Annotated in this window: 17 protein-coding genes and 1 other annotated feature; of the genes, 11 read left to right on the forward strand and 6 right to left on the reverse strand. The window is 53.3% G+C overall.

Annotated features, from left to right (window positions below; genetic code table 11):
* Positions 1-270, forward strand: a 270-nt coding sequence (locus DBY86_RS13860) for a hypothetical protein (RefSeq protein WP_234403464.1), incomplete at its 5' end; no start/stop codon positions are given.
* 502 nt (positions 271-772) lie between these two features.
* On the opposite strand, the gene DBY86_RS12415 is transcribed toward DBY86_RS13860, so the two are convergent.
* From DBY86_RS12415 to mutL, 3 genes are all read right to left on the reverse strand, one after another.
* Positions 773-1,108 (reverse strand): YbaB/EbfC family nucleoid-associated protein, encoded by a 336-nt coding sequence (locus DBY86_RS12415; protein ID WP_107820177.1) that lies wholly within the window; start codon positions 1,106-1,108, stop codon positions 773-775.
* Between the two features lie 81 nt (positions 1,109-1,189).
* Complete coding sequence (gene dnaX, locus DBY86_RS12420; protein ID WP_107820178.1) at positions 1,190-3,313, reverse strand: DNA polymerase III subunit gamma/tau; 2,124 nt, start codon at positions 3,311-3,313, stop codon at positions 1,190-1,192.
* Positions 2,085-2,124: a sequence feature (This ribosomal frameshift element is known only in the genus Neisseria.), on the reverse strand. (Overlaps the previous gene by 40 nt.)
* Before the next feature lie 94 nt (positions 3,314-3,407).
* Complete coding sequence (mutL, locus tag DBY86_RS12425) at positions 3,408-5,384, reverse strand: DNA mismatch repair endonuclease MutL (RefSeq protein ID WP_107820179.1); 1,977 nt, start codon at positions 5,382-5,384, stop codon at positions 3,408-3,410.
* Between the two features lie 142 nt (positions 5,385-5,526).
* Here mutL and DBY86_RS12430 point away from each other — a divergent pair, with 142 nt between their 5' ends.
* From DBY86_RS12430 to purE, 4 genes are read left to right on the forward strand one after another with little or no spacing between them, the layout of a single operon-like run.
* A complete protein-coding gene (locus DBY86_RS12430) occupies positions 5,527-5,712 on the forward strand; it encodes a DUF3460 family protein (RefSeq protein WP_002213027.1) in 186 nt (61 codons plus the stop codon).
* A 10-nt stretch (positions 5,713-5,722) separates the two neighbouring features.
* Positions 5,723-6,391, forward strand: a complete 669-nt coding sequence (locus DBY86_RS12435; RefSeq protein ID WP_107820180.1) for an O-methyltransferase — start codon at positions 5,723-5,725, stop codon at positions 6,389-6,391.
* On the forward strand, positions 6,391-7,107 hold the full coding sequence (locus tag DBY86_RS12440; RefSeq protein ID WP_002229637.1) for a tetratricopeptide repeat protein: 717 nt from the start codon (positions 6,391-6,393) through the stop codon (positions 7,105-7,107). Before DBY86_RS12435 ends, DBY86_RS12440 begins: the two co-directional genes overlap by 1 nt.
* Before the next feature lie 47 nt (positions 7,108-7,154).
* On the forward strand, positions 7,155-7,640 hold the full coding sequence (gene purE / locus DBY86_RS12445; protein ID WP_002213033.1) for a 5-(carboxyamino)imidazole ribonucleotide mutase: 486 nt from the start codon (positions 7,155-7,157) through the stop codon (positions 7,638-7,640).
* A 72-nt stretch (positions 7,641-7,712) separates the two neighbouring features.
* Here purE and aroA read toward each other — a convergent pair whose 3' ends face one another.
* Positions 7,713-9,014 (reverse strand): 3-phosphoshikimate 1-carboxyvinyltransferase, encoded by a 1,302-nt coding sequence (gene aroA / locus DBY86_RS12450; protein ID WP_107820181.1) that lies wholly within the window; start codon positions 9,012-9,014, stop codon positions 7,713-7,715.
* On the opposite strand from aroA, the gene DBY86_RS14035 reads away from it, so the two are divergent.
* The 5 genes from DBY86_RS14035 to DBY86_RS12475 all read left to right on the forward strand — a co-directional run bounded on the left by DBY86_RS14035 (position 9,013) and on the right by DBY86_RS12475 (position 10,754).
* Complete coding sequence (locus DBY86_RS14035; RefSeq protein ID WP_300905537.1) at positions 9,013-9,141, forward strand: hypothetical protein; 129 nt, start codon at positions 9,013-9,015, stop codon at positions 9,139-9,141. The genes aroA and DBY86_RS14035 overlap by 2 nt on opposite strands.
* Before the next feature lie 263 nt (positions 9,142-9,404).
* Positions 9,405-9,881 carry a transcription elongation factor GreA gene (greA, locus tag DBY86_RS12460; protein WP_002216944.1) on the forward strand — a complete coding sequence of 159 codons (477 nt, stop codon included), beginning with the start codon at positions 9,405-9,407 and terminating at the stop codon, positions 9,879-9,881.
* A 135-nt stretch (positions 9,882-10,016) separates the two neighbouring features.
* Positions 10,017-10,160: a hypothetical protein gene (locus DBY86_RS12465; RefSeq protein ID WP_107820183.1), complete on the forward strand. Its 144-nt coding sequence runs from the start codon at positions 10,017-10,019 to the stop codon at positions 10,158-10,160.
* Positions 10,161-10,331: 171 nt separating this feature from the next.
* Positions 10,332-10,514, forward strand: coding sequence for a hypothetical protein (locus DBY86_RS12470; protein WP_107820184.1), 183 nt, complete (start codon positions 10,332-10,334; stop codon positions 10,512-10,514).
* 9 nt (positions 10,515-10,523) lie between these two features.
* Positions 10,524-10,754 (forward strand): hypothetical protein, encoded by a 231-nt coding sequence (locus tag DBY86_RS12475; RefSeq protein ID WP_107820185.1) that lies wholly within the window; start codon positions 10,524-10,526, stop codon positions 10,752-10,754.
* A gap of 38 nt (positions 10,755-10,792) precedes the next feature.
* Here DBY86_RS12475 and DBY86_RS13200 read toward each other — a convergent pair whose 3' ends face one another.
* Together DBY86_RS13200 and DBY86_RS13865 are read right to left on the reverse strand one after the other, a co-directional pair.
* Entirely contained in the window at positions 10,793-11,191 is a 399-nt protein-coding gene (locus DBY86_RS13200) for a hypothetical protein (RefSeq protein WP_159068598.1), read from the reverse strand.
* Between the two features lie 16 nt (positions 11,192-11,207).
* On the reverse strand, positions 11,208-11,606 hold the full coding sequence (locus DBY86_RS13865; protein ID WP_234403465.1) for a hypothetical protein: 399 nt from the start codon (positions 11,604-11,606) through the stop codon (positions 11,208-11,210).
* Between the two features lie 12 nt (positions 11,607-11,618).
* Between DBY86_RS13865 and DBY86_RS12485 the strand changes: the two genes are divergently transcribed.
* A partial coding sequence (locus tag DBY86_RS12485) for a transposase (protein ID WP_199901107.1) occupies positions 11,619-11,808 on the forward strand: 190 nt, incomplete at its 3' end.

Here is an 11,808-nt window from a genome sequence, read left to right on the forward strand (position 1 = left end):
ATTTTACATTATTGGATGATTTTGAGGGAGGGGGTGTTTGGGGCTTTGGGTTGGTGCGGGTGGATTGGTGGGCTGAAGCCCACCCTACAGCCCGGCCTACCGGATTCCCGTTTTCACGGGAATGACGAAGTTTCAGACGGCATCGGAATTTTTGTGTTTTGGTGGGCTGAAGCCCACCCTACGATATACGGATGCGGAAATGAATGGCAGGGCGTAATGGCAGGGTGGGCTTCAGCCCACCGCTCCGACGGCATTTCAGACGGCATTTAAGCGGTACGGACGTGTAAATAATGGTAAGGTGGGCTTCAGCCTGCCGATTCCCGCTATTTTTGCCGTTTTTGCGTTCTTATCGTTCTCACTGTTTTTGCCGTTCACGCCGAATCCTGCAAATTGATGCCGTCATTCCCGCGAAGGCGGGAATCCAGACCCGTCGGCACGGAAATTTATCGAGTAAAACGGTAATGGTAGGGTGGGCTTCAGCCCACCGATTCCGCCGAATCCCGCAACCTGCACGGGAATGACGAAGTTTCAGATGGCATCGGGGCATTGTTGTTTTGGTGGGCTGAAGCCCACCCTACGATATGCACCCTACGATATACTGGAATGACGGTGTGGGGGTTTGTGTGGTTGTTGGCGGATTGGTGGGCTGAAGCCCACCCTACAGCCCACCTTACAGCCCAGCCTACCGGATTCCCCCGTTCGCGGGAATGACGAAGTTTCAGACGGCATTGCTCTCCGTCATTCCCGCCTGCGTGGGAATGACGGTCGGGGGTCAGCGGAAGAAGTCGCCCACTCCGGGGGGCAGACCTTGCGTGAATGCGCCCATTGTTTTGTTTGCGGTTTCTTCGGCTTTGCCCCGGGCGGATTTGAGGGCGGCGAGGATGAGGTCTTCGAGCATTTCTTTGTCGTCTGCGGCTTCCTGAATCAGATCGGGGCTGATGTCGATTTTGCGTACGACGTGGGCGCAGGTCATCACGACTTTGACCAAGCCGTTGCCTGCTTCGCCTTCTACTTCGGTTTCGGCAAGTTTGGCTTGCGCTTTTTTCATGTTTTCCTGCATTTGCTGCGCCTGTTTCATCAGGCCGCCCAATCCGGCTTTTCCGAACATACTGAAAACTCCTGTTTGTGTTTGAATGAATGGGGGAAACGGCAATGCCGTCTGAAAATGTTCAGGCGGCATTATATCTGTTTACGGCCGGTTTGCCGCCAATTCCAGAGATTCGGGCTGCCATTGCGCGCCGAATGCTTGGAGGATTTTTTGTGCGGCGGGGTCGGCTTCGAGCAATGCTTGTGCTTTTTTCCTATCTTCGGCTTGGACGCGCTTGTCCTGCATCGCAGGGGTTTCCCGGCCGGCTTCGTCGTGCCAGTCTTGGGTTTGCAGCGTGAGTTGCAGCCCGTAGGCTTCGGCAAGGGTGTCGCGGATTTTGTCGAGCCGCTTTTTGTCGGCGGTGGCGCGGGCTTCGGCGGTCATTGCCAAAACCATCAGGCCGGTGTCGGGATGGTATTCCGTCCACGCGGCGTGTTGTGCCGGCATTTGCGCCGCGCCGAGTTTGCGGGCGAAATGCCGGACGATGGCTGCCCAGTTTTCGGTGGAAAATTCGGGCGGCGGGGCGGACGGTGTGTTGTTTTCGTCGTTGCTGCCTTCGTCGGCGTTGTTTTTTTCTTCCGCATCGGCAGGGGCGGCGTGTTCCCAATCGGGCGGCGGGATTTCCGCGTTGTCTTCTACGGGGCAGTCATCATCCGGAAAGCTGTAACCGTTGAAAGGTTTTGCAGGAGCTTCGTGTGCAAATGTTTCTGTTTCAACGGCTTCATTATTCGGTGTTGCCTGAATGGGGTTTTCAGACGGCGTTTCGGACAAGGAAGCCTCGGTTTCGTTGTCGGCTGCCTTGTTCTTGGAAACTTGATTTTCCGGCAGCGTTCCGGCTTCGGATGCCGTCTGAATGCTTTTTGCCGATGCTTGCGCGATCGTGCCGGCTGCGGTTTGGGCTTCGTCCGGCGCGTCTTCCCAAGGCGGAACATCGTTGTTTTCTTGATTGGAAACGGGTCCGGCAGTTTTGCTTTCAGACGGCATTGCCGCTGCGGATGCCGTCTGAACGGATGTTTGGGCGGTTTCTGCTTCAGGGCGCGGTTGCGGCTTTTTTGCGGTCGCCTCCTTTTCGGCGGTTTGTACCGATGGGGATTGAAGTTCGGTATTTTCAATCACGGCGTTTGCATCACACGAAGCTGCCGCCAAGGGCGCAAACGCCAGCATACGCAGCAGGGTCATCATAAAGCCGGCGTATTCGTCGGGGGCGAGGCTCAGGTCGCGTTTGCCGTGGACGGCGATTTGGTAGTAAAGCTGGATTTGTTCGCCGCTTATGGTTTGGGCGAGGCGGTGCAAAATATCGGAATCGGGGTCGTCGTGCGCCAAGGCATTCGGCACTGCCTGTATCAGGGCGAGGTGTTGCAGCAGTATGGCAAGTTCGCCCAAGGCGTTGTCAAAGCCGACGGCACACGCCGCCATTTCCTGCGCTTTGGCGGTCAGGGCTGCGCCGTCTTGGTTGATGATGCCTGTCAGCAGTTCGTAAAGGTATTGTTTGTCAACCGCGCCGATCATTTGGCGGACATCGTTTTCGGCAACTTTGCCCGAACCTAGGGCGATGGCTTGGTCGAGCAGGCTTAAGGCATCGCGCATCGATCCGGCGGCGGCGCGTCCCAAAAGTTGCAGGGCGGGGGGTTCGTAGGCGATTTTTTCGCTGTCGAGGACGTGGGAGAGGTGGCGGGCAACCTGTTGCGCGGTCATATTGCGTAAGACGAATTGCAGGCAGCGGCTCAAGACGGTAACGGGAACTTTATGCGGATCGGTGGTGGCGAGGATGAATTTGACGTGTTCGGGCGGCTCTTCCAGCGTTTTGAGCATAGCGTTGAACGCGCTTTTGGAAAGCATATGCACTTCGTCGATGATATAGACTTTGTATTTGCCGGCGGTCGGCGCGTATTGGGCGTTTTCCAAGACTTCGCGGATGTTGTCGATGCCTGTGTTGGAGGCGGCGTCGATTTCGAGAAGGTCGACATAGCGTCCGGCATCGATTTGGGTGCAGCTTTGGCACACGCCGCAAGGTTCGCCGTGTTGCGCGTTTTCGCAGTTGAGGCTTTTGGCAAGGATGCGGGCGATGGTGGTTTTGCCTACGCCGCGCGTTCCGGTCAGCAGGTAGGCGTGGTGCAGCCTGCCTTCGTCCAAGGCATTTTGCAGGGCTTTGACGACGTGTTCCTGACCGACTAAGTCGGCAAAGGTTTTGGGCCGCCATTTTCGGGCGAGAACTTGATAGGCCATATTTTTCTCTTGGTTTCGGTCGTGATGTTTCTGTCGGTGCGTCGGAATGCCGTCTGAACGGCGGTCTCGGGCGGCGTATTCTAGCACTTTCGGCTTATTGTCCGCGCAAGAACAGTGCGTCCAATTCTTTCAAAGTCAGTTTGACCCAAGTCGGCCTGCCGTGGTTGCACTGGTTGCTGCGCGGCGTGTTTTCCATATCGCGCAGCAGCGCGTTCATTTCGGGCAGGGTAAGCCGGCGGCCGGCGCGGATCGAGCCGTGGCAGGACATGGTGGCGAGGATGTGGTTTTCGTGTTCTTCGATGGTTTGGCTGCTGCCGACTTGGGCGAGTTCGCCCAAAACATCTTTGGCGAGTGAGACGACATCGGCTTTGCCGAGCATGGCGGGAACGGCGCGGACGGCGAGGGTGTTGCCGCCCATATCGGACAGTTCCAGCCCGAAGCCTGCCAGTGCTTCGGCGTGGTCGGCAAGGGCGGCGCATTCTTCGTGGGACGCGGCAAAGGTTACGGGAATAAGCAGGCGTTGGCTTTGCAGGTTGCCGTTTTCCTGACGTTGGCGTTTCATTTTTTCGTAGTTGACGCGTTCGGCGGCGGCGTGCATATCGATGAGCAACAGGCTGTCTTCGGCTTGGGCAAGAATGTAGATGCCAAGTAATTGGGCAATGGCAAAACCGAGCGGCGGCAGTTCGGATTGGGACGGGATGCCGTCTGAAAGCGGCGTATCTGTTTTGGGAGCAGGCGTTTCAGACGGCATATTGCCGAAACGTGCCTGTTCGAATCGGCTTAACTCAAGGTCGATGTCGTCGGTTTTTTTGTAGAGTTCGGCATAGGTGTTCATTGCCGCGCGGCTTTCGCGCAGGGACAGGCTGCGTTGTTGCGGCGCATATGCGGCTTGGTAAGGCATAGGCGCGGTTTTGCCTGATGCACCAAAGGCATTGCGTGTATCGGGTTTGTTGCCTGTCGGGTAGTCGGATGCGCGATCAAACAGATTTTCGCTGTCGTTTTCAGACGGCATTGGGGTGGAGACAACGCCGGTAATGTCATGCAACACTTCGCCTGCGTTGCTGACGCTTTCGGTCAGGTCGGCGCGTGTGTCGGCAAGGGCTTTGTTGAGCGTATGGAACACGAGTTGGTGCACCTGCCGGCTGTCGCGGAAGCGGATTTCTGTTTTGGTCGGGTGGACGTTGACATCTACGGCTTCGGGCGGCAGGTCGAGAAAGAGGACGAAAGCAGGTGTCAGCGCGTTGTGCAATACGTCGCGGTATGCCTGCTTGACAGCATGGAGCATGACTTTGTCGCGGACAAAACGATGGTTGACAAAGCAGTATTGTTTGTCGGTTTTGCCTTTGGCGAAAGTCGGCTTGGCAATCGCGCCATAGAGCCGCAATGCGCCATTGCCGCTGTCGATTTCCAAGGATGCCGTCTGAAAGTCATCGCCGACAATGGCGGCAATCCGTTCATGCAGGCTTTGTGCAGGGAGTTTGAACACTTGTTTGCCGTCGCGTTTGAGTGAGAAGGCGATGTGCGGATGCGCCAGAGCAAGTCGTTCGAGCATGGTGGCGCAGTGGGCGTATTCGGTGTTTTCCGATTTGAGGAACTTGCGCCGCGCGGGGGTATTGAAGAAGAGTTCGGCGGCTTCGATGGTCGTGCCGACGGGGTGGGCGGCGGCGGTGGGGCGGCTGAGTCTGCCGTCTTCGGCTTTGACTTGGGTCGCGTGCGCGCTGCCTTCTTGGCGGCTGGTCAGGGTCAGGCGGCTGACGGAGGCGATGCTTGCCAAGCCTTCGCCGCGAAAGCCCATACTGGCGACGTGTTCCAAATCGTTTAATGTTTTGATTTTGCTGGTAGCGTGTCGGTGGAGCGCAAGTTCGATGTCGTCCGGATGGATACCGCCGCCGTTGTCGCTGACGTGAATCAGGCGGATGCCGCCGCCCGCCAGCTCGACATCAATCGCCGTTGCGCCTGCATCGATACTGTTTTCAACGATTTCTTTCAAGGCGTTGGCAGGGCGTTCGACTACTTCGCCGGCAGCGATTTGGTTGACAAGATGGTCGGGCAGGGCGGCAATGCGTGGCATAAGGTAGGCTTCCGTTGCAAAAACGCTTTATTCTATAATAAAACCCCTTATCTTTCTGCCTGTATTCTTGATAAAAGCCGTTTATCCCGTTTGGAAAATACCAGTATAATCACGCCGTATCCCGTAAAATTGGAGCGCAAAGATGTACCACTACCAATCCGATGCCACACAATTCCTCAACCGCCTGATTGAAGAAAAACCTGAGTTGGAACAGCAGCGTTTGGAAAACCGGGGGCTTTTGTGGGATGTCGAACTCAATCCCGAAGAACAGGAAAACTTCGAGGCGGCAAAAGTAGCGAAAAAACCTTATACCTATTACCAAGACTGAACCCGCCGAAATGACGACCAATCTGTCCAATGTCGCCCCCGACCTGCAAAACTATTTGAACGCCATCGGCGAACCTGAACATCCCGTTTTGACGCGGCTGCGTGAGAAGACCGGGCATCACCGTATGGGCAAAATGGCGATTGCGCGCGAACAGGCGGCGGTTTTGGTTTGGCTGGCAAAGCTGATTCGCGTGGAAAAATATCTGGAAGTCGGCGTGTTTACCGGATACAGCAGCACCGCGCTTGCATTGGCGTTGCCCGAACACGGGCGGATTACCGCCTGCGACATCAATGTAAGCTTTACCGATACGGCGCGTCAGGTTTGGAACGAGGCCGGTGTGGCACATAAAATCAGCCTGCACCTGCAACCCGCATTGCTGACATTGGATGATTTGATTGCACAGGGTGAAGCCGGAAGCTACGATTTGGCACTGATAGACGCAGACAAACCGCCCACGCCGCGATATTTCGAGCGTTGCCTCAAACTCGTCCGTCAAGGCGGCATCATCGCCATCGACAATATTTTGCTGAACGGAAGGGTGATGCGCGAAGCGGCTTCCGATGCGCCGCCCAGCGTCGGCATCCTCAAAGATTTCAATCAAAACCTGCCGAACGATACGCGGATTGTCCCCATCACCCTGCCCGTCGGCGACGGCTTGACCCTGCTTCTGAAAAAATAATGAAGACCAAATTACCGCTTTTTATCATTTGGCTGTCCGTATCCGCCGCCTGTTCTTCCCCTGTTTCCCGCAATATTCAGGATATGCGGCCCGAACCGCAGGCAGAGGCAGGTAGTTCGGACGCTATTCCCTATCCCGTTCCCACTCTGCAAGACCGTTTGGATTATCTGGAAGGCACACTCGTCCGCCTGTCGAACGAAGTGGAAACCTTAAACGGCAAAGTCAAAGCACTGGAGCATGCGAAAACACACCCTTCCAGCAGGGCATACGTCCAAAAACTCGACGACCGCAAGTTGAAAGAGCATTACCTCAATACCGAAGGCGGCAGCGCATCCGCACATACCGTCGAAACCGCACAAAACCTCTACAATCAGGCACTCAAACACTATAAAAGCGGCAGGTTTTCTGCCGCTGCCTCCCTGTTGAAAGGCGCGGACGGAGGCGACGGCGGCAGCATCGCGCAACGCAGTATGTACCTGTTGCTGCAAAGCAGGGCGCGTATGGGGAACTGCGAATCCGTCATCGAAATCGGAGGGCGTTACGCCAACCGTTTCAAAGACAGCCCAACCGCGCCTGAAGCCATGTTCAAAATCGGCGAATGCCAATACAGGTTGCAGCAGAAAGACATTGCAAGGGCGACTTGGCGCAGCCTGATACAGGCTTACCCGAGCAGCCCGGCGGCAAAACGCGCCGCCGCAGCCGTACGCAAACGATAGTTTTTCCATTTTTCCGCTTTTTACCCCATCCGCACCAAGGAGGATTTATGATTCAAATCGGCATCATCATGGGCAGCAACAGCGATTGGCCCGTTATGCGGCAGGCAGCGCAGTTTCTTGAAGAGTTCGGCGTAGAATATGAGGCGTGCGTCGTTTCCGCACACCGCACCCCGGATTTAATGTTCCAATACGCCGAAACCGCACGGGCGCGCGGCATCAAAGCCATCATCGCGGGTGCGGGCGGCGCGGCGCATTTACCCGGTATGGTTGCCGCCAAGACCACCGTCCCCGTTTTGGGCGTACCCGTCCCCAGCAAATACCTGCGCGGCGAAGATTCGCTTTTATCGATTGTACAAATGCCCAAAGGCGTACCCGTCGCCACATTCGCCATCGGCGAGGCAGGCGCGGCAAATGCCGCATTGTTCGCCGTTTCCATGCTCGCCAACGAAACCCCCGAACTGGCGCAAAAACTGGCAGACTTCCGAGCCAAACAGGAACAGGCTGTTTTGAGTATGGAATTGGAACAGATTTAAAACCCGCCGTCCGCGAATACACAAATGCCGTCTGAAGCCCTGTTTTCGGGTTTCAGACGGCATTTTTCCGCCTTATTCCGCTGTTTCGGTCAGCGAAGAGAACACGTCGAAATAAGTCGGGAAGGTTTTATGGGTGCATTTCGGGTCATTGATGACGACGGGTACGCCCAACAGCGAAACCAGCGAGAAACACATCGCCATGCGGTGGTCGTCGTAAGTGTCGATGACGGCGTCGGGCGTCAGCGTTTCGGGCGGGGTGATGTGAATTGCTTCGGCTTCTTCGGCGACTTTTGCACCGAGTTTGCGCAACTCGTTCGCCATTGCGGCAATGCGGTCGGTTTCCTTGACGCGCCACGAACCGATGTTGCGAAGCGTGCAGGTTTGCCCTGTGGCAAGCGCGACGATGGCAAGGGTCATGGCGGCATCGGGGATATGGTTCGCATCCAAATCAAAGGCTAGGACGGCACGTTCTTTCGGGCGCGAGACTTCGACGAAGTTTTCGCCCCACACCACGTCCGCACCGATTTTTTCCAGCTCGCGGGCAAAGGCGACATCGCCCTGTATGCTGTTTGCGCCGATGCCGGTAACGCGGACGGGCGTGGCGGCAATCAAACCGGCTGCGAGGAAGTAGGACGCGCCGGAGGCATCGCCTTCGACGTGCAAGTGTTCGGGCGCGTGGTAGTGCGCATCGGCAGGGATTTTGAAGACGCGGTAGTCTTCATTGGCAACCTGTACGCCGAATTGCGCCATCAGTTTCAAAGTGATGTCGATATAGGGCTTGGAAATCAACTCGCCGACCATACGGATTTCAAACGCCTGCCCGGTCAGCGGCAACGCCATCAAAAGGGCGGTCAGAAACTGGCTGGACACATTGCCTTTAATCGGAATCACGCGTTCGCCGTTGTCTTGGCGTTCGCCGATATGAAGCGGCGGATAGTGTTCGTTGCCGAGATATTCGACATCGGCGCCGCCAATCCGCAGCGCATCGACCAGATCGCCGATGGGACGTTCATGCATACGCGCAACGCCGTGCAGATGATAATCGCCGCCCAAAACAGCCAGTGCGGCGGTTAACGGGCGGAACGCCGTGCCCGCGTTGCCCAAAAACAAATCGACAGTGCGGTTGGGGAAACGTCCGCCCGTGCCGTGCACTTTCAGACGGTCTTCGGCAAGATGTTCGATTTCAACGCCGAGTTTATCGAGTGCTTCGAGCATACGGTCGGTATCGTCGGATTTGAGCAGGGAATGGATTTCGCAAGTATTGTCGGACAGGGCGGCGAGCAGCAGGGTGCGGTTGCTGATGCTTTTGGAGCCGGGCAGGGCGACGGTGGAAGGTTTGAGACGGGCGGCGGGGAGGCGGACGGATTCGGTCATGGCAAAACGTCAATATAAAGATAAAAACAGCCTGCATTATACTGGTGCAAATGCTGTCTGGAAAATCTCAGGTTTGGCATTTTCGGTTTTAAAGTCCGTGAATGTGGTTTTTTGTGCCGAAAATTGATTATTTTTAAATTTTTTGTTTCTAAATTTTTTTTGCCGGCATATTTTCGGCTTTTGTTGCGGACATAACGCGTTTGCCGGCGGCACGGCACGATTGCCAATTTCATAGAATTTGGTAGAATAGCCGCTGTTCAACGACAGACAAGCCGCCGATTTTCCGGGCGGCTTGTATTTTTATTTTAATATCCGGACACACAAAGCAAGACGGTACGCGGTATGCTTGCTGCCGCAAACCGGTGTGCCGGAATATGGAGAAAAAGACCGATGCAAAAAATCCCCCTGACCGTACGCGGTGCGGAATTGCTGAAACAGGAATTGCAGCAGCTCAAAAGCGTGGCGCGCCCCGAAGTGATCGAAGCGATTGCCGAAGCCAGATCGCACGGCGATTTGTCCGAAAACGCCGAATACGAAGCCGCCAAAGAACGCCAAGGTTTTATCGAGGGCCGCATTTCCGAGCTGGAACACAAACTTTCCGTTGCCCATATTATCAATCCGACCGAAATCCATGCCGAAGGAAAAATCGTGTTCGGTACGACGGTTACGCTGGAAGATTTGGAAACGGAAGAACACGTTACCTACCAAATTGTCGGCGAAGACGAAGCCGATATCAAACAGGGCAAAATCTATGTCGGCTCACCGATTGCCCGCGCCCTAATCGGCAAGGAAGAGGGCGATACGGCGGAAGTCCAAGCCCCGGGCGGCGTGCGCGAATACGACATTATCGAAGTCCGATATATTTGATTCGGCGGTAAAATGCCGTCTGAAGCCCTGATTGGGCTTCAGACGGCATTTCGCATACGGCTTCCCTTTTCAGATTCGGATTAAACATGCTATATTTCTGAATCTTTCAAACCGTTTTCCAAATGAGGTAAGGAAATGAGCGAAACCGCCAAAATCAAAGTCAACGACCTGTCCGAAAATGCAGAAAAACCAAACGAAGAAGTCGAACTGCCCGTTGTCGATAACGACAAAAAAGGCGGACACAGCGAGGGCGGCTGTTGCGGTGCGTGCGGCGGCTGATTCGAATCCGGTAAAGCAGGGCATCTGAAAAGTTTTGCAAAATTTTCAGGTGTCCTTTTTTGTTTTCAAAGTAAATGAATGAAATACTGCGGTCAGAAGATTTATTTGCCCGTGCGCTTGTGATAAATTCGGCACTGTATTTGATATGATTTTAACAAATCGGGAGGGGCAATGTTTTGGTATGTGATCGGCTTTTGCGCCTTTGTCGTCGCGCTGCTGTCGCTGTGGGTCAATGCCGGCGCGTTCGGTATGCAGGAAGACGATACCCCCCAATCGGATTATGAAAGACGTTTGGGCTTGGGTGCGAAGCTGAAAAACAAAAATACGCCGGATACGGAAGAAAAGCAGCAATAAAGATATGAAATGCCGTCTGAAAGATTTTCAGACGGCATTTGCTTTGAAACGGATACATACTCAAGCATTCATCATGTTTCCTTTTTGGTTGAAACCTCGCCCTTTAGGGCGGTAGAATCAGACTTTATTTGGGAGGGGCGTAACCACTTCCAAATCAGGACGGCACACAGGGCGACGCTTATAGCTACGCCTAAGAATCCTGTTAACATATTATCTGTTCTTGCTTCTTCAGGAATATAGCTAGTTGCTTGACTTAAATTTTGGAAGTTTTGTTCTCTTTACTGTGCAGCATAATTTGCAACAGCTTGTCCATATTTTGCTTCAAGATAACTTTCATCAGTATTTTCCAAGTCATAAGCTAATTCTGGGTCTTTATTTGAACCAGAAATATAAGATTGAAGTCTTTGTTCTGGAGTTAAGGCTCGTACATTAGCAGAAGATTCTGGTCTAGTATTTCCAAGTACAGTATCTTGATAAGTATCTTCGATACGTTTAACTTCCCCTAATTGTATTTGTCTTCTTTGTATTGCTTCTTGAACACCTAATTCCCTAACTTCATCAGGATTCATATTTAACTGATGTGATAATTCTAATGCACCATATCCATATTTACTGGCTTCTTCAGTATCAACTGGTTTCGCAGATGAAAGAGTATTTCTTAAATCAAGTAAATTCATTTTTAAATCCTTAATATCATAGGCTGTGCTTTAATATAGTGTTGATATTCGTTCTTATCCTTAATAAACTCAATAGGATAGGTTTGTTCCTAACCGAGAAATAATTGTCTTTTCTCTTGCAAATAATTGAAATCAACAGATTACTAAAACACAGCTTTTTTATTTCAGGTGTGCCATATTTAGATAAAGTATCCTCAATAGGTGTATTCGTATCACCTATATTAAAATTAGTTAGATAATTATACATAAATTCTAGAGGTAATGATGCAGCACCTTTAGTTTTAGCATATTCAGTTTTCATCGCTTTATATTGTTTTTCAGTTATTTTGAGACCTTTGCAAAATCCCCCCCCAAAATCCCCTAAATTACCGCCAAGACATTTAGAGGATTTCTCACGAGCACCTTCTTCCGGCAAACTGCACAAGCCATGATTGCCAAACACATCGACCGCTTCCCACTATTGAAGTTGGATCAAGTGATTGATTGGCAGCCGATCGAACAATACCTGAATCGTCAAAGAACCCGTTACCTTAGAGACCACCGCGGCCGTCCCGCCTATCCCCTGTTGTCCATGTTCAAAGCCGTCCTGCTCGGACAATGGCACAGCCTCTCCGATC

Origin of the sequence: Neisseria bergeri (genome assembly GCA_003044455.1) — a bacterium.
GTDB lineage: Bacteria > Pseudomonadota > Gammaproteobacteria > Burkholderiales > Neisseriaceae > Neisseria > Neisseria bergeri.